Origin of the sequence: Gordonia hydrophobica NBRC 16057, from assembly GCF_001592365.1 — a bacterium.
In the GTDB taxonomy this organism is placed as follows: domain Bacteria; phylum Actinomycetota; class Actinomycetes; order Mycobacteriales; family Mycobacteriaceae; genus Gordonia; species Gordonia hydrophobica.
Map to the genome: position 1 here is coordinate 321,089 of NZ_BCWU01000003.1, position 20,519 is coordinate 341,607.

Here is a 20,519-nt window from a genome sequence, read left to right on the forward strand (position 1 = left end):
CGTTGAAGGGAAGTGTCAGCGCGCTTCGTCGGCGTCGCGTTGTTCGGTGACCTCGCGCGCCCAGCGGTAGTCGGGCTTGCCTGCGGGCGAGCGCTTCATCTGATCGACGAACCACACGCTGCGCGGACACTTGTAGCCGGCGAGTTCGGTGCGGACCACCTCGCCGAGTGAGTCCAGCGTTGGTGCGGCCGCGCCGTCGCGCACCTGCACGACGGCGGCGACGCGCTGCCCGAAACGCTCGTCCGGCGTGCCGACGACCACCGCGTCGAAGACGTCCGGGTGCGCCTTGAGCGCGGCCTCCACCTCCTCGGGGAAGACCTTCTCGCCGCCGGTGTTGATCGACACCGAGCCGCGGCCGAGCATCGTGATGGTGCCGTCGGCTTCGATCGTGGCGAAGTCGCCGGGCATCGAGTACCGGACCCCGTCGTAGAACACGAAGGTCTCGGCCGACTTCTCCGGCGCATTGTGGTAGCGCAGCGGGATGTGGCCCGAGCGCGCCAGGCGTCCCACCTCGCCGGTTCCCGGTTGCAGCAGGCGACCGTCGTCAGCCAGGACGTGGGTGTTCGGGTCGGCTTTCACCGTGGGCGCACCGACGCGGCTCTGCCCCTTGACCGCCATACCCATGCCCCCGAAACCGGTCTCGGACGAGCCGATCGCGTCGACGATGACCGCGTTCGGGAATCGGTCGAGGTACCGGTCCTTGATCGATGCCGAGAACAGCGCCGCCGACGAGGCGACCGACACCACCGTCGACGTGTCGTAGTCGCCGGCCTCCAGCGCATCGATCATCGGGCGGCCCATGGCGTCGCCGGTGATGAAGATGACGTGCACCCCGTGGCGTTGCACCGCCGCCCAGATGGCGTCCGGTTCGAACTCCGGGTACACGACGGCTTTGCCACCGGCGAAGAGCGATTGGAAGACGGCCCACTGGCTGCCGCCGTGAATGAAGGGCGGGATCGCGAAGCGGACCAGTTGCCCACCCTCCGCACCGGTCCGGGCGAGCTCCCATTCGTCGTCGATCGGCCGCCCGGTGTACCAGTCGATTCCGCCGCCGAGGACTCGCCACACGTCTTCCTGCCGCCAGATGACACCTTTGGGCTTTCCGGTGGTGCCCCCGGTGTAGAGCATGTAGAGGTCGTCGTTCGTGCGCTGCTCGAAGTCGCGGTCGGTGGACGACGACGCGATCGCGTCCTCGAAGGCAGTGACGGCGGCGTCGCCCTCGGTGCACTCGATCGGGACGTCGGAGCCGTCGTCGACGACGATGCGGTGAGTGACGTCGGTCGCCGATTTCGATAACACGTTACAGACGCGGGGGGTGTACTGCCGCTCGTGGATCAGGACGGCCATCTGCGAGTCGACGAAGATGTGCTCGAGCTCGTTCTCCACGTACCGGTAATTGACGTTCACCATGACGGCGCGCGCCTTGAAGATCGCGAGCATCGCCTCGACGGCTTCGATGGTGTTTCTGCTGTACAGACCCACTGCGTCGCCGGGCTTGACGCCCAACTCCCGCAGCGTGTGGGCGAGCGCATTAGCGCGCTGATCGAGTTCTGAATACGTCCGAGAACGCTCACCGGATTCCAGTGCGATTCGGTCGGGCATGAGGTCGACGGCGTGTTCGACGAGGTCCGCCACAGTGAAGGCCATGCCTCAAAACTAGAACGTGTTATCGTTCGCGGCAAGGTATTCGTTGCACCAGGAGGAAAAATGACTGTCGAGAGCACCACCGACGCTCCGGAATGTCTCGTCGAGAAGCGCGGGCACGTCCTGATCGTGACGATGAACCGACCTCACGCGCGCAACGCGCTCTCCGGACCGATGATGCGGATCATGGAGGAGGCCTGGGATCAGGTCGACGCCGACCCCGATGTTCGGGTGGCGATTCTGACCGGCGCGGGCGGCTACTTCTGCGCGGGCGCCGACCTCAAGGCCATGAATCAGTCCGCCCCCGGCGACTCCTTCGCCAAGGGCGGCTGGGACCTCACCCGACTTCCCGCCCTCCTCAAGGGGCGCCGTCTGACCAAGCCGCTGATCGCCGCCGTCGAAGGCCCCGCGATCGCCGGCGGCACCGAGATCCTCCAGGGCACCGACATCCGCGTCGCCGCCGAGAGCGCCAAGTTCGGCGTGTCCGAAGCCCGGTGGGGACTGTTCCCGCTCGGCGGCAGCGCCGTCCGCCTGGTCCGACAGATTCCATACACGATCGCCGCCGACATCCTCCTCACCGGCCGTCACATCACCGCCGCCGAGGCCAAGGAGTACGGCCTCGTCGGTCATGTGGTGCCCGACGGCTCCGCCCTCGACAAGGCGCTCGAGATCGCCGACCAGATCGCCGCGAACGGACCACTCGCGGTCCAGGCCATCCTCAAGACCATCCGCGACAGCGAAGGACTGCACGAGGAAGAGGCGTTCAAGATCGACGCCGAGCTGGGCGCGAAAGTGTTCCAGTCCAAGGACGCCAAGATCGGGCCGCGCGCCTTCGCGAACAAGGAGAAGCCGGAGTTCGCCGGGGAGTAGGGGATGCTGCGCGGTGCAGCCGTTGCCCAACACCCCAACAAGCCACTACCAGTGATCTGTAACACTATCGGCCATTCAGACGACATCCCGACTAGAACCAGCACCACTTCGAGCGGAGCCACGATGTCCACCCGATCAAGCCGTCCGACGACCCTCACCCGCCTCGCCGCCACGGCGGCGGCTGCCGGCGTGCTCGCCGCCGCCTTCGCCGTCCCCGGCACCGCGCAGGCCGCCGACGCCAAGGAGTACCCGCTCCACGACTGCATCAACATCAGCCCGAACATCGTCGACATGCCGTACATGCCGCATCGGGTGATCGTCTCGAAGTACGAGTCCAACACCTACCTGCAGATCGACTACACCAGTTACTGGATCGGCGTCGGCTACGACTCGTCGGTGCGGCTGGACTGGAAGAACTTGAAGACCGGCCAGAAGGGCACCACCTTCCAGCGCAATCACATCTCGCCGCCATACCAGGGCACACACAACTTCACGATCCCGACCGCGAAGCTGGGCCCGGGCAAGGTGAAGCTGACGATGAGCACGGTGAACAGCAACGCGCTGTGGGCCGTCCCCGCCCGCAGTTGCAGCGGCACGATCGTCACCCCGTGACCGCAGTCGTCATTCGGACATCGGACAACCGTCCCCCGAACATCCGATAGCCGGAGTATGAAGGAAGTACCCCATGACTTCCTTCGGCGACGCGGCGACGGTATCGGATCCCCGATGCCGTCGTCGCTAAACGTTGCGGCTACACCAGCGCGCCCAACTGCCGCACCGTCTCGACATCCTTCGCGGTGACCATGAGCGTGGTGACACCTGCGGCTTCCCACTCGGTGATCTGCTCGCGGACGTCGTCGGCCGTTCCGACGAGCATCGTCTCGCGAACCATCTCGTCGGGCACGGCCGCGAGCGCCTCGTCTCTGCGGCCGGCGCGGAAGAGGCGACCGATGTCGTCGACCGCCTCGCCGTAACCCATGCGGCGGTACAGGTCGGCGTGGAAGTTCTTCTCCGCGGCGCCCATGCCACCGACGTACAGGGCCGTTGACGGCCGGTAGCGATCGATCGCCGCGGCGACGTCGTCGGTGATGACGCACTGGACGGTCGCGGCGATCTCGAAGTCGGCCCGCGAGCGGAGTGCGCCGGGCCGAGCGAAGCCCTCGTCGAGCCACTCGTCGTACATGCCGCACAGCCGCGGCGTGTAGAAGATGGCCAGCCAGCCGTCGGCGATCTCAGCAGTCTGCGCAACGTTTTTCGGACCCTCCGCGCCGAGCCAGATCGGAATGTCGGCCCGGAGCGGATGCACGATCGGCTTCAACGGCTTGCCGAGTCCGGTCGCACCGACGCCGTCGGGCAGCGGCAGCGGATAGTGCGGGCCGGCGCTAGTGACCACACCCTCGCGTGCCAGGACGTCGCGCACGATGCGCACGTACTCGCGGGTCCGGGCCAGCGGCTTCGCGAACGGCTGGCCGTACCACCCCTCGACGACCTGTGGCCCGGACACGCCGAGCCCGATGATGTGCCGACCGCCGGAGAGATGATCGAGCGTCAGCGCCGCCATGGCGAGCGACGTCGGCGGTCGTGCCGACAGCTGCGAGACCGCGGTGCCGAGGCGCAGCCGGCTCGTCGCGGCTCCCCACCAGGCCAGCGGCGTGTACGTGTCCGAACCCCACGATTCTGCGGTGAACACCGAGTCGAACCCGGAATCCTCTGCCGCGCGCAACAATTCGGCCACATTCGTCGGCGGTTGCGCGCCCCAATATCCCAGTTGCAGACCAAGTTTCACTTCGGAACCCTTTCACCATCCCTTGCGGAACAATACTAGAACGTGTTCTACTTTGGCTGTGTCCAATAGTGCAACCCACCCGACTCCCGAGGTGCAGGTACCCGCACCCGAGTCACACATTCTGTCCGCAGAGCTGACCAACAGCTTCGCTTACACCCGCTCGCTCGGGCCGGTCCTGTCGCAGTTCGCGCTCGCTCTCCGCGACGGCCGGATCGTCGGCAGCCGCGGCGCCGACGGTCGCGTCACGACGCCGCCCACCGAGTTCGACCCGACCACCGGAACCCCGACCACCGACCTCGTCGAGGTCGCCGCGGTCGGTACCGTCCAGAGCTGGTCGTGGCAGCCCGATCCCTACGACGGGCATCCCCTCGACCGCCCGTTCGCATTCGCGCTCATCAAGCTCGACGGTTCCGACACGTCGCTGCTGCACGCCGTCGACGCCGACGCGCCGTCGCAGTTGAGCGTCGGAGCGCGGGTGCACGCCGTGTGGCGTCCGGTGCGGACCGGCGCGATCACCGACATCGCACACTTCAGCCTCGGCGACTCCCCGACCGCGGCCCCCGACCCGACCGGCGAGATGACCGTCGACGACGCGGGCAACGTCGTCATCAGCACCCCGATCACGACGACGATCACCCATGCCGCCGCCGAATCCGAGAGCTGGTACCTGGAGGGGCTGAAGCACGGCAAGCTGATCGGCGGCCGCGTCCAGACCGGCGAGGTGTACTTCCCGCCGCGCTACGTGAGCCCGGCCGACGGCAGCCCCACCGTCGAGCGCGTCGAGGTCGCCGACACCGGCACCATCACCACGTTCTGCATCGTCAACGTGCCGTTCCTGGGTCAGCAGATCACGCCGCCGTACGTGGCCGCCTACGTGCTGCTCGACGGTTCGGACATCCCGTTCCTGCACCTGATCCTCGACGTGCCCGCCGAGCAGGTCCGCATGGGCATGCGGGTGAAGGCCGTCTGGCGCCCGGAAGCCGAGTGGGACCACACCATGCGCAACATCAGCCACTTCGCCCCGAACGGCGAGCCGGACGCCGACTTCGAGTCGTACCGGCACCACCTGTAGAGCGGGAAGGAAAACATATGAGTTCATCGAATCTCCCCGCGTCGAGTCTGCCGAGCATCGCCGTCGTGGGCTTCGCCCACAGCACCAACGACCCCGCATCCACCGGCACCACCAACGGTGTCGAGATGCTGGTCCCCTGTTTCCAGCAGTTGTACGCCGACCTGGGCATCAGCCGCACCGACATCGACTTCTGGTGCAGCGGCTCGTCGGATTACCTTGCGGGCCGAGCGTTCTCGTTCATCTCGGCGATCGACGCCATCGGCGCCGTGCCCCCGATCAACGAGTCGCACGTGGAGATGGACGGCGCCTGGGCGCTCTATGAGGCGTGGATCAAGATCGCGACCGGTGAGGTCGACGTCGCGCTCGCCTACGGTTTCGGCAAGGCGTCGGCGGGCCACTCCGACCGCACGCTCGCCCTGCAGACCGATCCGTACACGGTCCTGCCGCTGTTCCCCGACGCCCGCTCGCTCGCCGGGCTGCAAGCCCGCGCCGGTCTGGAGTCGGGCGCGTGGACCGAGGCCGACATGGCGGCCGTCGCCGCCCGCACCACGGGCGCGTCGGTCGACGAGCTGTTGGCCGCCGACTACGTCGCCGATCCGCTGCGCGCCCACGACATCGCGCCGTATACCGACGCCGGCGCCGCCGTCATCCTCGCCTCCGCAGACCGTGCGCGAGAACTCGTCGAGAATCCGGCATGGATCACCGGCTGGGACCACCGCCTCGACACCCCGAACTTCGGCGCGCGCGACCTCACTCGCTCACCGTCGACGGCATTGGCCGCCGACCGCGCGTTCGACGGGCGCTCGCGCGATGTGGACGTCGCCGAGATCTATGCGCCGTACACGCATCAGGAACTGATCGTGAAGCGCGAGCTGGGCCTCGGCGAGCGCACGCGGATCAACCCGTCGGGCGGCGCGCTGACCGGGCACTCTCTGTTCTCCGCAGGTCTGCAGCGCATCGGTTACGCCGCGCACGAGATCCTGACCGGCGCGGCCGACACCGCCGTCGCCCACGCCACCAGCGGCCCGCTGCTGCAGCAGAACATGGTCGTCACGCTCGCGAGCCAGAAGGCACTCGCAGGAGGAGAGAACTGATGGGCCGCAATCGCGTCGCCGTCCTCGGAACCGGTCAGACCAAGTACGTCGCCAAACGGCTCGACGTCACCATGGCGGGCCTGGTCCGCGAGGCCATCGACCGCGCGCTCGCCGACGCCCACCTGACGATGGACGACATCGACGCCATCGCCATCGGCAAGGCGCCCGACCTGTTCGAGGGGTCGATGATGCCCGAACTCGCCATGGCCGAGGCCATCGGCGCGGTCGGCAAACCCCTGCTGCGGGTGCACACCGCGGGTTCGGTCGGCGCGTCGACCGCGATCGTCGGATCGTCGATGGTCGGCAGCGGCATCCACCGCCGCGTGCTGGCGGTCTCGTGGGAGAAGCAGTCGGAGTCCAACGCCATGTGGGCACTGTCGATCCCGGTGCCGTTCACCATGCCGGTGGGTGCGGGGGCGGGCGGCTTCTTCGCTCCCCACGTGCGGTCGTACATCCACAACTCCGGCGCCCCCGCTCACATCGGCGCGATGGTCGCCGCCAAGGACCGCCGGAACGGCGCCAAGAATCCCCTCGCCCACCTGCATCAGCCCGACATCACCGTCGAGAAGGTGATGGCCTCGCAGATGCTGTGGGACCCGATCCGCTTCGACGAGACCTGCCCGTCGTCCGACGGCGCGTGCGCGGTGGTGCTGGGCGACGAGGCGACGGCCGACGACGCGATCGCCGAGGGCCGCACCGTCGCCTGGGTCCACGCCACCGCCATGCGCACCGAACCGCTCGCCTACTCGCACCGCAACGTGGTGAGCCCGCAGGCCGGTCGCGACGCCTCGGCCGCCCTGTGGAAGGACGCGGGGATCACCAATCCGCTCGACGAGGTCGACGCCGCCGAGATCTATGTGCCGTTCTCCTGGTTCGAGCCCATGTGGCTGGAGAACCTCGGGTTCATGCCGGAGTACGAGGGCTGGAAGCTCACCGAGGCCGGCGAGACCGAGATCGGCGGCAAGCTGCCGGTCAACGCCTCTGGCGGCGTGCTGTCGTCGAACCCGATCGGCGCCTCGGGCATGATCCGCTGCGCCGAGGCTGCCATCCAGGTGATGGGCAAGGGCGGCGACCACCAGGTCCCCGATGTCCGCAAGGCGTTCGGCCACGCGTACGGCGGCGGATCGCAGTACTTCTCGATGTGGCTGCTGGGGGCGGACAAGCCGTAAGTCCCGCTTCAGCGAGAACAAATGGTGACATACCCGGGTCCTGAACCCGGGTATGTCACCATCTGTATCCGTTGCGCGTTCTTGACCCGGCAGAATCTCCGGGTTCGGCCCGCTACCTGGTGCTGCGCCCAGAACACCTACGCCACTTGCTCGGGCATGTTGTCCTGAACCGCATCGACGAGGGCTCGGACGGCGTTCGCCACGGCTTCGCCCGCCGGAGTCAGCGCGTACTCGGGGTGCGCGGGCTTCTCGTCCGACATCGCCCGGGCCACCAGACCGTCGCCGGCCAGCACCTTCAACGTCTGCGTCAGCATGCGATCGCTGATGCCTTCCACTTCCTTACGCAATTCCCAGAATCGCTGAGGAGTGGTGCTCAACTTGCCCAGCACGAGAGCGCCCCAACGCCCGGTGACGTGCGAAAACACGGCACGCGAGGGGCACTGTTTCGCAAAGACGTCGAACGCCACCATGCCTTCAATGCTAGCTCGCTCGGGTTGAACTTACGAAAAGTAAGTGCTTGAATCTTGACGTCGCCCCACCACCTGCGGGGCATCGACCCCTCAACAAGGAGCCCCGCTGTGAACAACATCAAGCTCGGCCAGTCGCTGGCCGTCACCGTCGGCCGCGTCATCCTCGGCATCATCTTCGTCATGCACGGCGGACAGAAGTTCTTCGTCTACGGCATGGACAACGTGCCCGCCAGCTTCGAGGCGATGGGTGCCCCCGCCCCCACCCTGTCCGCCTGGCTCGCGGCCATCGCCGAGCTCGTCGGCGGCAGCCTGCTGATCATCGGCCTGGCCACCCCGATCGTCGCACTCATCCTGATCCTCGACATGATCGGCGCCCTCTTCATCACCCACATCAGCAACGGCTTCTGGATCGGCGACGGCGGTTACGAGCTCGTGCTCGCCCTGATCGGCGGACTCCTCGCCGTCGGCTTCGTCCGCCAGGGTCCCCTGGCCGTCGACACCTACCTGCTCAAGGCTGCAGGCAAGGACTCCGCCGTCACCGGCGCGGCGATCAAGCAGTCCGTCGACGCATAGTCCACATCGCATGGCTCGAGCCCCGTCCATTCAGTGAATGGACGGGGCTCGAATCGTGTCCGGGCCGACTCGTCAGGCCTTCCGCGTCGAAGCGATGGTCGCCTCGACCTCCCAGTAGGCGCGTAGCGCCTGCATCTTGCCGTCGGCGTCAGCCCGGTACGTGAACACCCCCTCTGCCTCGGAGACGTGTCCGGCGATATGGGTGACGATCTTGCCGATGTAGGCCACCTCGTCACCGCAGATGATCTCCTTCTCGAACTGGAAGTCGATCTTCTCCGTCGGCGCGATCGCCTTGTCCCAAAACGCCGACAGCCCCTCGGCGCCCCGGTGCCCCTTGGCTTCTTCGTCGAACATCGACGGCCCCACCGGGTCTTCCACAGACCCAGTGGCCGAGAAGTTGTCGAGCCACGCCTGCTTGTCACGGACTTCGACGGCGTCGCGAGAACGTCGACCGGCGAGCACCGCCGGATGATTCTCGCGATCGATGTTCAGATAGGCGGGCGTCTTGTCAGTCACGGGTCCCTCACTCGGTTCCGTAATCGACCTGGAGTTCCTTGATGCCGTTGATCCACCCGTGCCGCAGACGACGCGGGGCGTCGAGCTTGGTGATGTCGGGCACGAGGTCGGCCAGGGCGTTGAACATCAGGTTGATCTCCATGCGGGCCAGGTTGGCGCCGATGCAGAAGTGCGTTCCGTTGCCACCGAAGCCGACGTGCGGGTTCGGGTCGCGGAGGATGTCGAACGTGTACGGATCGTCGAAGACGTCCTCGTCGTAGTTCGCCGAGCCGTAGAAGAGACCGACGCGCTGCCCCTTCTTGATCTCCACCCCGCCGACGGTGGTATCGACCTTGGCGGTGCGCTGGAAGCAGTTCACCGGCGTCGCCCAGCGGACGATCTCGTCGACGGCCGTCGCCGGACGCTCCTTCTTGAACAGTTCCCACTGGTCGGGGTGGTCCATGAAGGCGTTGATGCCGTGCGTGATCGCGTTGCGGGTGGTCTCGTTGCCCGCGACGGTCAGCAGGATGAAGAAGAATCCGAACTCGGCTTCGGTGAGCCCGTGTCCGTCGATGTCGGCTTCGACCAACTGGGTGACGATGTCGTCGGCCGGGCACTTGCGGCGCTCCTCGGCCATGTTGTACCCGTAGCCGAGGATCTCCATGTTCGCGGTCAGCGGATCGATCTCGAAGTCGGGGTCGTCGCCGTTCATCATGGCGTTGGACCAGTCGAACAGCTTGGTGCGATCCTCTTCGGGTACGCCGAGGAGATCGGCGATGGCCAGCAGCGGCAGGTCGACGGCGACCTGTTCGACGAAGTCGCCCTTACCGGCCTCCGCAGCCTTGGTCACGATGCGGCGCGCGGCCTCGTCGAGCTTCTCCTCGAGGGCGTGGACGGCCTTCGGCGTGAAGGCCCGCGAGACGATCTTGCGCAGACGTGTGTGCTCCGGCGGATCGTGGTTGATCAGCAGCGACTTGGTAACCTCGAGCTGCTCGGGGGGCATCTCATCGTCGAACCGCATGATGACGCCGTTCTCGTTCGCCGACCAGTCGTCGGCGTTCTTCGAGATCTCCCGAATGTCGTCGAGCTTGGACACCACCCAGTAGCCGCCGTCATGGAACCCACCGCCCTTGCCCGGCAGTTGCGCATTCCACCAGACGGGCGCAGTCCTGCGGAGTTCGGCGAACTCCTTGACCGGGAGCCCCTGCTGCAACAGGTCGGGATTGGTGAAGTCCCACCCTTCCTGATGCATGAACGGACATGTGCCGGACGCGCTGTCGCTCTGCGTCTGGGTCACGTCATCACCTCAATTCTTGAGCGTATGCGGATTCCCCCGACATAACGAGAACCCGTTACAATTTTGGTAGCTCTCACTCTGCCACACTGGATAGACGCGAACAAGAACTTGTTCTAGTTTTGACGCAGATGCTTTCAGGAGAGAAGGAGTTGCCATGGGTGTGCCGGTGATTGTCGAAGCAGCTCGGACGCCGATCGGAAAACGGAACGGTTGGCTGTCGGGCCTGCATGCGGCCGAGATCCTGGGCGCCGCCCAGCGGGGTGTCATCGAGCGTGCGGGTATCGACCCCGCCCTCGTGGAGCAGGTGGTCGGGGGCGCCGTGATGCAGGTCGGCGAACAGGGAAACAACGTGACACGCACCGCCTGGCTGCACGCCGGACTGCCGTGGCAGACCGGCGCCACCACCATCGACTGCCAGTGCGGCTCCGCACAGCAGGCCAACCACATGATCGCCGGGCTCATCGCGACCGGCACCATCGACGTCGGCATGGCCTGCGGCGTCGAATGTATGTCGCACGTCCCCCTGGGCGCCAACGTCGGCGAGAACGCGGGACCGCGGCGCCCGGAGTCGTGGAACATCGACATGCCCAATCAATTCGAGGCCGCCGAACGGATCGCGAAGCGCCGCGGGATCACCCGGGCCGACGTCGACGCCTTGGGCGTCCGCTCGCAGGCCAACGCCAAACGTGCGTGGGACGAGGGCCGCTTCGATCGCGAGATCCTGACGGTCAAGGCCCCCGAGCGCACCAGAGAAGGCGAGCTCACCGGACAGGTCCTCGAGGTGAACCGCGATCAGGGACTGCGCGAGACCACACTCGAATCCCTCGGCGGCCTGAAGCCGGTCATGGAGGGCGGCATTCACACCGCGGGCAACTCGTCACAGATCTCCGACGGCGCCGCCGCGGTCCTGCTGATGGACTCCGAGCGCGCGACGGAACTGGGGCTGCGTCCGCGCGCCCGTCTGGTGAGTCAGGCGCTGGTAGGCGCCGAACCCTACTACCACCTCGACGGCCCCGTGCAGGCCACCGAACGCGTCCTGTCGCGATCGGGCATGAGCATGAGCGACATCGATCTGTTCGAGATCAACGAGGCCTTCGCTTCCGTGGTCCTGAGCTGGGCCCAGGTCCACGGCGCCGACATGGACAAGGTGAACGTCAACGGCGGCGCCATCGCCCTGGGCCATCCCGTCGGCAGCACCGGATCCCGACTGCTGACGACCGCGCTGCACGAGCTCGAGCGCACCGACAAGCAGACCGCGCTGGTCACGATGTGCGCCGGCGGCGCCCTATCGACGGCCACCATTCTCGAGCGCATCTGACCGGCAGGCAGGGACAGTGGATCCGAATGCGCGTCCGGCACAGCTCGATTCACCCGTGGTCGCGCGGATCATCAAGGCGGGTTCGCGGCTCAACACGCGGATGTACCGACTGACCCGTGGCAAGCTCGGCGGCACCTGGCGGGTCGGCGCCGCACTGCGCAAGCCCACCCCTGTCTGCCTGCTCACCACCATCGGCCGCAAGTCAGGCCAGGAGCGGACGGTGCCGCTCCTCTACCTGCGCGACGGCGACGCGATCGTCGTCGTCGCGTCGCAGGGCGGACTCCCGAAGAATCCTGCGTGGTATCACAACGTGCGCGCCGAGCCGAACGTCCGTATTCAGACGGGCGGTGTCGACCGCCCGTTCCGCGCCCGCATCGCCGACGCCGCCGAGCGCGCCGACCTGTGGCCTCGCCTCGTGGAGCTGTACGCCGACTTCGACACCTACGCCGCGTGGACCGATCGTGAGATCCCGGTCGTGATCTGCGAACCGGCGGGGCGGTCTCCCGGGTGACGCAGCGACGCCCTCGCCTGCGAGCGCCGGACGCGCATCGAGATCACCGTGCGTCAGGGGAGGTCGACCGGCTTCCCGTCGGCGAGGAGCGTCAGCGCTGACTTCGGGCAGCGGGTCACCGCGGCGATGACCCGGCCCTCGGCCTCCTCGGTCACGTTCTCGTCGGTCACGACGACGAAGCCGTCGTCGTCGAGTTCGAAGTGGTCCGGCGCCGCTTTCACGCATTCGCCGTAACCGTCGCACAGGTCCAGATCGGCGACGACGGTCAGCGTCGGCGAATCATCGATCGCACTCATCCGACCGCACGACCCGCACCGTCCCAGAACTGCGCCCGGAGGGCCTTCTTATCCGGTTTGCCGAGCGCGGTCAGCGGCAGCGCGTCGACGAAGACCACCTGCTTCGGCGACTGCACGGCGCCCTTGCGCTCCTTCACCGCCGCCTGGATGTCCTGCACCACAGCGGCTTTCGCCCCCTCGCCGGCGTCGGCGTCCGGACGCAGCACCACCACCGCCGTCACCGCCTCGCCCCACTTCTCGTCGGGCACGCCGATCACTCCCACCTGCGCGACCGCCGGATGCTCGGCCACCACATCCTCCACCTCGCGCGGGAACACGTTGAAGCCGCCGGAGACGATCATGTCCTTGGTGCGGTCGACGATGAACCAGAAGCCGTCGTCGTCTTCGCGCGCCACATCGCCGGTGTGCAGCCAGCCGTCGACGAAGGTCTCGGCCGTCTGCTTCGGAAGTCCCAGATAGCCGCCCGCCAGCAAGGGACCGGACACGCAGATCTCACCGGGCTCGCCGCGCGGCACCCGGTTGCCCTCGGGATCGAGCAACGCGGTCCGCAGGAACGCCGAGGGGCGACCGCAGCTGCCGAGCCGTGCCTGATCATGCTCGTCCTTGCGGAGGTAGCTGATGACCATCGGCGCCTCGGACTGCCCGTAGTACTGCGCGAAAATGGGCCCGAATCGTTCGATCGCCTCGGCCAATCGCACCGGGTTCATCGGCGAGGCGCCGTAGTAGACGGTCTCCAGCGACGAGAGGTCGCGGGTGCGAGAGTCGGGGTGGTCCATCAGCGCGTACAGCATCGACGGCACCAGCATGGTGGCGGTGATCCGTTCGCGTTCAATGGTTTCCAGCACCTCAGCGGGATTGAAACCGCCGAGGACCAACATGGTGCCGCCCTTGATGAGGGTCGGGACGAAGAATGCGGCGCCCGCATGAGAGAGGGGCGTGCACATGAGGAACTTGGGACGCTCGGGCCATTCCCATTCGGCCATCTGGATCTGCGTCATGGTGAGCATCGCGCGTGCGGTGCCGATGACACCCTTCGGTTTGCCGGTGGTGCCGCCGGTGTAGGTGATGGAGACGATGTGCTCGGGATCCAGGACGGCGGCCGTCAATTCCTGCGCAGCGAAGGCGTCGGCGGCGGCGACGATGTCGACGCCGACATCGGCCAACTCGGCAGGCACCGGCCCCAGCGTCAGCACCTGCGTGAGGCTCTCGACCCGCTTGACCAGCTCGACGGCGCGCTCGACGAAGGTCGGATTCGGGTCGATCACCAGGGTCGAGACCGCAGCGTCAGCGAGGACGTACGCGTGGTCGTCGAGCGACCCGAGCGGGTGCAGTGCAGTCCGACGCCACCCCTGTGTCTGGCCGGCCCCGATGACGAAGAGGACCTCGGGCCGATTCAGCGCGAGCAGGCCCACCGCGGTGCCGGTTCCCGCCCCCGCGGCCTCGAACGCCTGAATGTAGCGGCTCACCTGCTCTGCCATCTGCGCACCGGTCAGCTCGGTCTCACCGAGCCGCAGGACGGGAGCGTCTCGATGTCTACTGAGTGCGGCGACCATCAGATCGCCGAGATGTACCGGGTTGCGCAGCACGTCGACGGTGTTCGGTTCAGATCCCATAGCCGAATACTAGAACGTGTTCTAACTTTTCGGAAGGTGGTGACCGAAAACCGTTGCCACACACTTTCACACGATCTCGGCGGGTCGCACCGACTCGCCGACGACATTTCGACCCGCACGAGAAAGAACAAGCAGACAGCTCCGATCACACTTACTATCGAGCTATGACTGATCTGGACCAGGCAGCAACCCGACGAGACATCACCGACGCGCTGTTGACGGCGATGGAACGACGACACGAGGTCCTCGACGTGATCGTCGAGGCCGAGGATCGCGACGCCGCCGCGACCGCCATCGCCGACCTGCTCGGCAAGTCGAAGCTGGGCGCCGAGGCCATCCTGAACATGTCGTTCTACCAGCTCACCAAGACCGAGCGTCGTAACAACCAGGCCGAACTCGACAACCTCAACGAGGCCGTCACGTTCACCCTCGCCGAACGCCCCGCCAGCTCCGGCGACAGCCTCGACCTCCGTCCGTTCTCCGCCGACGAGGACGCCGACCTCTTCGCCGAGCGCACCGCCGAGCAGGGCGTGGCGGGCGACGGCTCCGGCGCCCCCGCGGGCGACGTGGGCGACGAGATCGCCAAGGGCGTCGGCCGCGTCGACGCCGAGGACGCCGTCTGGCTCGTCGCCGTCGAGGGCGACGCCAAGATCGGCATCGTCTTCGGTGAGCTCAGCGGAGGCGAGGTGGACGTCCGCATCTGGATCCGCCCGTCCGCTCGCAAGCACGGCTACGGCACCGCAGCGCTCCGCAAATCGCGCGCGGAGATGGCCGCACTGTTCCCCGGCGTTCCCATGGTGGTCCGAGCGCCCAGCGCCTGACGGTCTCGATCACGAGGGCAGGCCCGATCCGCACCGGACCGGGCCTGCCGTCGTTCTATGCGTCGGGCACCGGTGGCGCGTCCGCGCCCATCGTGTGCTCGAGCAGCGCCCGAAAGCCCGCCCGCAGCGCGGGCAGCGACGGAGCGGTGCTCATCTGGTAACCGATCATCAGGTACATCGCGACCTGCGCGAACGCGTCGGCTTCGTCCTCGTCCGCAATCACTTCGGCAGTCGTGGCCGCGATCACCTGCGCCCGCTCGCGGTCGACCTCTTGCAGATGTCGTCGCACCTCGTCGTCGTGCGTCGCCCAGACCCGGATCGCCGACTCCGACGCCCGGTCGAGCGTCAGGCCGATGTCGGTGAGCACGGCGACGCGCTCGCGCGGATCCGCGACGGCCAGCGCGGCGTCGATCAACCGTCGGCTCTGCTCGTGCCGCCAGTACGCGATGAGCGCAGTCTTGAAATCCGCCCAGTTCCCGAACGCGTGGTAAAAGCTCCCGGTGGTCGCGCCCGCCGCCCTGCAGACCTGCGCCAACTTCAGCCCCGCATGACCGCCCTCGCCGAGCACCGTCAGGCCGGCGTCGAGGAAGCGCCGCCGGGCGTGTTCGGACGGAACCGACTTCTTCGCCATGCGAACCAGCTTTCCACATCGAGAGAAGGCCGCCGGGGCGGCGACCAACCGCATGCCGGAGAGTGATCGGACGGCGAAGCGCCGGGATCTCCACAAGTGACCCCTTGCACAAAACTATAAGTTGACTTACAGTTTTGCCACGACCCGGCAAGGAGCTCCGAACATGACACTCAGCACGCTGACCTCGAAGGCATTGGCCCCGAAAACGTGGAAGAACACCACGTCGCTCACCGCAGGAATGGATCCGGAGGCGCAGTACCACGAGATCTACCGCGTCCTCGCCACGTACGAGTTTCCGTGGGACATCATGCAGTCGTTGAGCTTCGCACTCTTCCGCACGTACGCCGTCCCCAGTGTCGGCGAGCTGCTGGACGAGACCCGTGAGTTCCGCGATCGCGCGCAGAAGCGGTACGACGACACCGCGATCCTTCTCGAGATCCCCATGATCAACGGCTTCGACAGCCGCGACGGCAAGAGCGCGATCCGGCGCATCAACCAGATGCACAAGATGTACGACATCCCGAACGAGGACATGCTCTATGTGCTCGCGACCTTCGTCGTGGTCCCGGTTCGCTGGATCGCCGATTACGGGTGGCGGCAGCTCACCGCCGACGAGATCCGCGCGATGACGCTGTACTACCGGGCGCTCGGCCGCCACATGGCCATCAAGAACGTGCCGGAGACGTACGACGAGTTCGCCACGCTGATGGACTCCTACGAGGCCGAGCACTACGTCTCGGGTGGCACCCCGGGCGTGCGACGCACCGGCGACGCGACGATGGACCTCTTCGCATCCTTCTACCTGAAACCCGTTCGGCCGCTGATCAATCCGTTCAGCCGCGCGGTGATGGACGATCCCCTGCTCGACGCGTTCGGCTACCGTGCTCCGCACCGGTTGTTCCGCGCAGCGTCCATCGCCGGGCTCAAGCTCCGCGGCAAGGCGGTCGCGTACCTGCCGAAGCGACGCCGTCCACAGCTCATCCAGGACATGGCACGCGTGAAGTCGTACCCCGACGGCTTCCAGATCGACGCGCTGGGCACCTTCGCGAAGTCCGGTTGCCCGGTCAAGCACTGACCGTCGTTCTGCGGCTACTTCCCCTGCCAGTTCGGTTCGCGCTTCTGCGCGAAGGCGAGCGGACCCTCCATCGCATCGGCGGACGTGAAGACCGTGACAGCGAGATCGCTGTTGACCGCCCAGGGCTCCTCGGTGCCCCACTGCCCGTTCCAGTCCGACAATCCCTGCTGCGTCCGGTGCATCATCTGCTTGGTGTACTGCACCGACAGCGGAGCATTCGCCGCGATCTTCCGCGCGAGCTCCAACGCGGTGTCGAGCACGGCGCCGGCGGGGACCACGCGATTGACCAGGCCCCACTCGCGCGCGACCTCGGCCTCGACGCCGTCACCGGTCAGGGCGAGCTCGAGTGCGCGCTTGAGCGGGAGCTGACGCTGCAACCGGATCACGCCGCCCGCCGCGGCGATCAGGCCGCGCTTCACCTCCGGTAGACCGAAGACCGCGGTGTCGGCGGCGACCACCAGATCGCAGGCCAGCGCGAGTTCCGTGCCACCACCCATCGCGAAGCCGTTGACCGCGGCGATCACCGGCTTCGCCGTCCAATACTGTACGAAGCCCGCGAAGCCCCACTCCGGATGCCCCTCCGGCGCAATCGATTCGCCGCGCGAGATGGCCTTGAGATCCGCCCCCGCGCAGAACGCCCGACCCGCTCCGGTCAGCACCACCGCGCGGACCGCCGGATCGGTCGACGCAGCTTCCAGCGCCTCTCCGACCGCCGTCGCGAGCGCCGAGTTGACGGAGTTCATGGCTTCCGGCCGGTTGAGGGTGAGGACGGCGATGCCGTCGGTGACCTCATAGCGGACGGGATCAGAAGACGTGTCCGACACAGCGGATTCCTTTCGTTCGGGTGGTCAGGCCTTGCGGCGCGGAACCGAGAAGGACGCGACGATCGAGGAGATCTCCCCGGCGTCGGTCACCACGAACGACTCCACCACGCGCGCGGCCAGCCCGAGCGGTTTCGGATGAACATGCACGTAGTACGTGGTGTCGACGGTGTCGCCGTCGACGGTCGCCGTGAATTCGCTGATCCGGTGGATCAGTTTGAACTGCGGTCCGCTGTTCAGACTGCGTCGGATGTGATCCCCGTTGCGGCCGGTCTTGACTCCCAACTCCACTCGGGTACAGCCCGGGGTCAGCGGGACGTTCGACGCGTCGTGGCTGACCAAGGCGTCGACGTAGGCACGAGCCGCGGCGATCCGGTCGGCGTCAGCGAGCGCCATATGCCTTCACCTGCTGGGGCGATGCGGCGACGAGTTCGGTGACCACCGATGTCAGCTCGGCGGGCTCCCAGCGGGCGCCCTTGTCGCGCGAGGCCGCGCGCTGCCAGCCGTCGAGCACGGTGACGGCGCCGCCCTCCACCTCGAAGAGTCGGCCGGTCACCGCAGCGGACTCGGGCGAACCGAGCCAGACCACCAGCGGCGAGATGTTGGCGGGGTCCATGGCGTCGAACGAGCCGTCGGCCGGGGCCGCCATCTGCGCGGCCATCGCCTCGCCCGCGCCCATCGTCATCTGAGTTCGTGCCGCGGGGGCGATTCCGTTCACGGTGACACCGTAACCGCCGAGCTCCGCGGCGGCCTGGATGGTGAGCTCGGCGATTGCCGCCTTGGCCGCAGCATAGTTGCCCTGACCGACGGAACCGAAGATGCCCGCACCCGAACTGGTGTTGATGATGCGAGCTTGAACGTTCTCGCCCGCCTTGGCCTGCGCCCGCCAGTGCGCGCCGGCGTGGCGCAGCATCACGAAATGCCCCTTGAGGTGCACGCGGGTCACCGAGTCCCATTCCTCTTCGCTCAGCGAGAGCAGCATGCGGTCACGCAGGAAGCCCGCGTTGTTGACCAGCACGTCGAGACGGCCGAAGGAGTCGATCGCGGTCGCCACGATCGCCGCGCCGGTGTCCCAGTCGGCGACGTCGCCCGCGGCGACCACCGCGTCGCCGCCCGCAGCCGTGATCTCACCGGCGACGGTCGCTGCCGAATCGGCGGCGTAGTCGTTGACCACCACCTTGGCGCCGTCGGCCGCGAAGGCGTGCGCGTGGGCGCGGCCGATGCCCTGGCCCGCGCCGGTGACGATGACGACGCGGCCGTCGTTGAGTGTGTTGCTCACTGGTTCTCGCTTTCTCTTGTTACGACTCGTTGCCAGCGTTGGCGGCCGCGAGGAAGGCCGGCTTCTCGCCGCCGCCGTGGACGGTGACGGTGGAGCCGGTGATGTACTGGGCCAGCGGCGACAGGAAGAATGCCGTCGCGTTGCCGATGTCGGCGGGGCTCGCCAGACGGCCCATCGGGATGGTCGCCCCGACCGCCGCAACCCCCGCGTCGTCGCCGTAGTGCAGGTGCGCGAGTTCGGTCTCGACGGGTCCGCAGACGACGGAGTTCATCCGGACGGCAGGCGCCCACTCGACGGCGAGGGATTCGGTGAGGTTGTCCAGTCCGGCCTTGGCGGCGCCGTACGCGGAGGTGCCGGGCGACGGCCGGTGACCGCTGACGCTGGAGATGTTGACGATGGCCCCGCCGCCCTCCTGGCCCGCCATCACCGCGTGGGCGGCCCGCGCGACGACGAGGGGCGCCACCAGATTCAACTCGATGATCTTGCGCGCGAAGTTGTCCGAGGCGTCGGCGGCCAGCGCGAACGGCGAGCCGCCCGCGTTGTTGACGACGCCGTCGAGCCTGCCGTGCTTGGCGACGATCGCGCCGATCATCTCGGTCACCGCGTCTGCGTCGCGGACGTCGCACGAGTAGAACTCGCGGCCGTCGTCGACGGGACGTCGGGCGCAGACGATCGGAATGGCGCCGAGGCCCTCGAGGACGCGGGCGATCCCCGCCCCCACGCCGCGTGCGCCGCCGGTGATCAGGACGGTTCGGCCACTCAAGCCCAGGTTCACCGGGCTGTGCGCTGGTTCGGTCATGGTGCTACTGTAGCAAACAACCAAGCATTTGCTTGGGTGCTCTCACGCCTCCCAAGAGCCCCACTCCGCACTAAACAAAGGAGACGGTGTGCCGATCACCACCGCCCGAGCCGAATCCGGCATCGTCACCGTGACGGTCGACTTCCCGCCGGTCAACGCGCTCCCCAGCGCCGCCTGGTTCGAACTCGCCGACGCGATCCTCGCCGCAGGCGCCGACCCGGAGACCACCGTGGTGATCCTGCGGGCCGAAGGCCGCGGCTTCAACGCGGGCGTCGACATCAAGGAGATGCAGAGCACCAGCGGCTTCGACGCCCTCATCGGCGCCAACAAGGGTTGCGCCGCCGCCTTCTCAGCGGTGTACGACTGCGCGGTCCCGGTGATCGTCGCCGTCAACGGGTTCTGCGTCGGCGGCGGCATCGGGCTGGTCGGCAACGCCGACGTCATCGTCGCGTCCGACGACGCCGTGTTCGGATTGCCCGAGGTGGACCGCGGCGCACTCGGCGCCGCCACCCATCTGGCACGACTGGTCCCGCAGCACCTGATGCGGACGTTGTACTACACCGCGCAGAACGTGACCGCGCAGCAGTTGGTGCACTTCGGCTCCTGCTACAAGGCTGTCCCCCGCGACGACCTCCTCGAGACCGCGCTGGAGGTCGCGCGACTGATCGACGCCAAGGACACCCGCGTCATCCGCGCCGCGAAGGCCGCGATCAACGGCATCGATCCCGTCGACGTCAAGACCAGCTACCTGCTCGAGCAGCGCTACACCTACGAACTGAATCTGGCCGGCGTCGCCGACGAGCACCGCGACGCGTACGTGGCGCAGAGCAGACCCACCACCGCTGACTGAGCGAGCGCAGCGAGTCGACACCCTGTGACATGAAG

The 20,519-nt window shown here is 67.3% G+C and carries 23 protein-coding genes; 11 read left to right on the forward strand and 12 right to left on the reverse strand.

Features of this window, described 5'->3' with window-relative positions; all coding sequences use genetic code 11:
- Positions 1–15: 15 nt before the first annotated feature.
- Positions 16–1,647 (reverse strand): acyl-CoA synthetase, encoded by a 1,632-nt coding sequence (locus GH2_RS07400; RefSeq protein ID WP_066165194.1) that lies wholly within the window; start codon positions 1,645–1,647, stop codon positions 16–18.
- A 60-nt stretch (positions 1,648–1,707) separates the two neighbouring features.
- On the opposite strand from GH2_RS07400, the gene GH2_RS07405 reads away from it, so the two are divergent.
- Together GH2_RS07405 and GH2_RS07410 are read left to right on the forward strand one after the other, a co-directional pair.
- Positions 1,708–2,514, forward strand: a complete 807-nt coding sequence (locus tag GH2_RS07405; RefSeq protein ID WP_066165197.1) for a crotonase/enoyl-CoA hydratase family protein — start codon at positions 1,708–1,710, stop codon at positions 2,512–2,514.
- A 123-nt stretch (positions 2,515–2,637) separates the two neighbouring features.
- On the forward strand, positions 2,638–3,126 hold the full coding sequence (locus GH2_RS07410) for a hypothetical protein (protein WP_066165200.1): 489 nt from the start codon (positions 2,638–2,640) through the stop codon (positions 3,124–3,126).
- A 139-nt stretch (positions 3,127–3,265) separates the two neighbouring features.
- On the opposite strand, the gene GH2_RS07415 is transcribed toward GH2_RS07410, so the two are convergent.
- Positions 3,266–4,300: an LLM class F420-dependent oxidoreductase gene (locus GH2_RS07415; RefSeq protein WP_066165203.1), complete on the reverse strand. Its 1,035-nt coding sequence runs from the start codon at positions 4,298–4,300 to the stop codon at positions 3,266–3,268.
- A 52-nt stretch (positions 4,301–4,352) separates the two neighbouring features.
- Here GH2_RS07415 and GH2_RS07420 point away from each other — a divergent pair, with 52 nt between their 5' ends.
- The 3 genes from GH2_RS07420 to GH2_RS07430 are packed head-to-tail and all read left to right on the forward strand — an operon-like array spanning position 4,353 to position 7,635.
- Entirely contained in the window at positions 4,353–5,372 is a 1,020-nt protein-coding gene (locus tag GH2_RS07420; RefSeq protein ID WP_066165206.1) for a Zn-ribbon domain-containing OB-fold protein, read from the forward strand.
- Positions 5,373–5,389: 17 nt separating this feature from the next.
- The gene (locus GH2_RS07425; protein ID WP_066165210.1) at positions 5,390–6,466 is read left to right on the forward strand and encodes a thiolase family protein; all 1,077 of its coding nucleotides are present in this window, start codon (positions 5,390–5,392) and stop codon (positions 6,464–6,466) included.
- Positions 6,466–7,635 carry a thiolase family protein gene (locus tag GH2_RS07430; RefSeq protein ID WP_066165212.1) on the forward strand — a complete coding sequence of 390 codons (1,170 nt, stop codon included), beginning with the start codon at positions 6,466–6,468 and terminating at the stop codon, positions 7,633–7,635. Before GH2_RS07425 ends, GH2_RS07430 begins: the two co-directional genes overlap by 1 nt.
- Positions 7,636–7,772: 137 nt before the next feature.
- Here GH2_RS07430 and GH2_RS07435 read toward each other — a convergent pair whose 3' ends face one another.
- Positions 7,773–8,105, reverse strand: coding sequence for a winged helix-turn-helix transcriptional regulator (locus tag GH2_RS07435; protein ID WP_066165215.1), 333 nt, complete (start codon positions 8,103–8,105; stop codon positions 7,773–7,775).
- A 108-nt stretch (positions 8,106–8,213) separates the two neighbouring features.
- On the opposite strand from GH2_RS07435, the gene GH2_RS07440 reads away from it, so the two are divergent.
- The gene (locus tag GH2_RS07440; RefSeq protein WP_084247356.1) at positions 8,214–8,678 is read left to right on the forward strand and encodes a DoxX family protein; all 465 of its coding nucleotides are present in this window, start codon (positions 8,214–8,216) and stop codon (positions 8,676–8,678) included.
- A gap of 72 nt (positions 8,679–8,750) precedes the next feature.
- Here GH2_RS07440 and GH2_RS07445 read toward each other — a convergent pair whose 3' ends face one another.
- Together GH2_RS07445 and GH2_RS07450 are read right to left on the reverse strand one after the other, a co-directional pair.
- Positions 8,751–9,194 carry a nuclear transport factor 2 family protein gene (locus GH2_RS07445; RefSeq protein WP_066165218.1) on the reverse strand — a complete coding sequence of 148 codons (444 nt, stop codon included), beginning with the start codon at positions 9,192–9,194 and terminating at the stop codon, positions 8,751–8,753.
- Between the two features lie 7 nt (positions 9,195–9,201).
- Entirely contained in the window at positions 9,202–10,425 is a 1,224-nt protein-coding gene (locus GH2_RS07450) for a cytochrome P450 (protein WP_204700947.1), read from the reverse strand.
- A 199-nt stretch (positions 10,426–10,624) separates the two neighbouring features.
- Between GH2_RS07450 and GH2_RS07455 the strand changes: the two genes are divergently transcribed.
- Positions 10,625–11,788 carry a steroid 3-ketoacyl-CoA thiolase gene (locus tag GH2_RS07455; RefSeq protein WP_066165224.1) on the forward strand — a complete coding sequence of 388 codons (1,164 nt, stop codon included), beginning with the start codon at positions 10,625–10,627 and terminating at the stop codon, positions 11,786–11,788.
- Positions 11,789–11,804: 16 nt separating this feature from the next.
- A complete protein-coding gene (locus GH2_RS07460; protein WP_066165226.1) occupies positions 11,805–12,299 on the forward strand; it encodes a nitroreductase family deazaflavin-dependent oxidoreductase in 495 nt (164 codons plus the stop codon).
- A 53-nt stretch (positions 12,300–12,352) separates the two neighbouring features.
- Here GH2_RS07460 and GH2_RS07465 read toward each other — a convergent pair whose 3' ends face one another.
- Both GH2_RS07465 and fadD8 read right to left on the reverse strand, forming a co-directional pair.
- Positions 12,353–12,595, reverse strand: coding sequence for a ferredoxin (locus GH2_RS07465; protein WP_066165229.1), 243 nt, complete (start codon positions 12,593–12,595; stop codon positions 12,353–12,355).
- Positions 12,592–14,208, reverse strand: a complete 1,617-nt coding sequence (gene fadD8 / locus GH2_RS07470; RefSeq protein ID WP_066165232.1) for a fatty-acid--CoA ligase FadD8 — start codon at positions 14,206–14,208, stop codon at positions 12,592–12,594. The genes GH2_RS07465 and fadD8 overlap by 4 nt, the downstream gene beginning before the upstream one ends.
- Before the next feature lie 164 nt (positions 14,209–14,372).
- Here fadD8 and GH2_RS07475 point away from each other — a divergent pair, with 164 nt between their 5' ends.
- Positions 14,373–15,029, forward strand: coding sequence for a GNAT family N-acetyltransferase (locus GH2_RS07475; protein WP_066165235.1), 657 nt, complete (start codon positions 14,373–14,375; stop codon positions 15,027–15,029).
- A 55-nt stretch (positions 15,030–15,084) separates the two neighbouring features.
- Here the strand turns inward: GH2_RS07475 and GH2_RS07480 are convergent, their stop codons facing one another.
- Positions 15,085–15,660, reverse strand: coding sequence for a TetR/AcrR family transcriptional regulator (locus GH2_RS07480; RefSeq protein WP_066165238.1), 576 nt, complete (start codon positions 15,658–15,660; stop codon positions 15,085–15,087).
- A gap of 163 nt (positions 15,661–15,823) precedes the next feature.
- On the opposite strand from GH2_RS07480, the gene GH2_RS07485 reads away from it, so the two are divergent.
- Positions 15,824–16,735, forward strand: coding sequence for an oxygenase MpaB family protein (locus tag GH2_RS07485; RefSeq protein ID WP_084247357.1), 912 nt, complete (start codon positions 15,824–15,826; stop codon positions 16,733–16,735).
- 14 nt (positions 16,736–16,749) lie between these two features.
- Here GH2_RS07485 and GH2_RS07490 read toward each other — a convergent pair whose 3' ends face one another.
- The 4 genes from GH2_RS07490 to GH2_RS07505 are packed head-to-tail and all read right to left on the reverse strand — an operon-like array spanning position 16,750 to position 19,634.
- Positions 16,750–17,559 carry a crotonase/enoyl-CoA hydratase family protein gene (locus GH2_RS07490; protein WP_066165242.1) on the reverse strand — a complete coding sequence of 270 codons (810 nt, stop codon included), beginning with the start codon at positions 17,557–17,559 and terminating at the stop codon, positions 16,750–16,752.
- Between the two features lie 24 nt (positions 17,560–17,583).
- Entirely contained in the window at positions 17,584–17,952 is a 369-nt protein-coding gene (locus GH2_RS07495; RefSeq protein WP_066165246.1) for a DUF8021 domain-containing protein, read from the reverse strand.
- Entirely contained in the window at positions 17,939–18,835 is an 897-nt protein-coding gene (locus GH2_RS07500; protein ID WP_066165249.1) for an SDR family oxidoreductase, read from the reverse strand. The genes GH2_RS07495 and GH2_RS07500 overlap by 14 nt, the downstream gene beginning before the upstream one ends.
- Positions 18,836–18,854: 19 nt before the next feature.
- A complete protein-coding gene (locus tag GH2_RS07505) occupies positions 18,855–19,634 on the reverse strand; it encodes an SDR family oxidoreductase (RefSeq protein WP_066165251.1) in 780 nt (259 codons plus the stop codon).
- An 88-nt stretch (positions 19,635–19,722) separates the two neighbouring features.
- Here GH2_RS07505 and GH2_RS07510 point away from each other — a divergent pair, with 88 nt between their 5' ends.
- Entirely contained in the window at positions 19,723–20,484 is a 762-nt protein-coding gene (locus GH2_RS07510) for an enoyl-CoA hydratase family protein (RefSeq protein WP_066165254.1), read from the forward strand.
- Positions 20,485–20,519 lie beyond the last annotated feature (35 nt).

Coding starts and splice junctions, on each gene's coding strand:
- GH2_RS07400 (WP_066165194.1), bottom strand. CDS start 1,647: ATGGCCTTCACTGTGGCGGACCTCGTCGAACACGCCGTCGACCTCATG.
- GH2_RS07405 (WP_066165197.1), top strand. CDS start 1,708: ATGACTGTCGAGAGCACCACCGACGCTCCGGAATGTCTCGTCGAGAAG.
- GH2_RS07410 (WP_066165200.1), top strand. CDS start 2,638: ATGTCCACCCGATCAAGCCGTCCGACGACCCTCACCCGCCTCGCCGCC.
- GH2_RS07425 (WP_066165210.1), top strand. CDS start 5,390: ATGAGTTCATCGAATCTCCCCGCGTCGAGTCTGCCGAGCATCGCCGTC.
- GH2_RS07430 (WP_066165212.1), top strand. CDS start 6,466: ATGGGCCGCAATCGCGTCGCCGTCCTCGGAACCGGTCAGACCAAGTAC.
- GH2_RS07435 (WP_066165215.1), bottom strand. CDS start 8,105: ATGGTGGCGTTCGACGTCTTTGCGAAACAGTGCCCCTCGCGTGCCGTG.
- GH2_RS07450 (WP_204700947.1), bottom strand. CDS start 10,425: ATGCATCAGGAAGGGTGGGACTTCACCAATCCCGACCTGTTGCAGCAG.
- GH2_RS07455 (WP_066165224.1), top strand. CDS start 10,625: ATGGGTGTGCCGGTGATTGTCGAAGCAGCTCGGACGCCGATCGGAAAA.
- GH2_RS07465 (WP_066165229.1), bottom strand. CDS start 12,595: ATGAGTGCGATCGATGATTCGCCGACGCTGACCGTCGTCGCCGATCTG.
- fadD8 (WP_066165232.1), bottom strand. CDS start 14,208: ATGGGATCTGAACCGAACACCGTCGACGTGCTGCGCAACCCGGTACAT.
- GH2_RS07475 (WP_066165235.1), top strand. CDS start 14,373: ATGACTGATCTGGACCAGGCAGCAACCCGACGAGACATCACCGACGCG.
- GH2_RS07480 (WP_066165238.1), bottom strand. CDS start 15,660: ATGGCGAAGAAGTCGGTTCCGTCCGAACACGCCCGGCGGCGCTTCCTC.
- GH2_RS07485 (WP_084247357.1), top strand. CDS start 15,824: ATGACACTCAGCACGCTGACCTCGAAGGCATTGGCCCCGAAAACGTGG.
- GH2_RS07495 (WP_066165246.1), bottom strand. CDS start 17,952: ATGGCGCTCGCTGACGCCGACCGGATCGCCGCGGCTCGTGCCTACGTC.
- GH2_RS07505 (WP_066165251.1), bottom strand. CDS start 19,634: ATGACCGAACCAGCGCACAGCCCGGTGAACCTGGGCTTGAGTGGCCGA.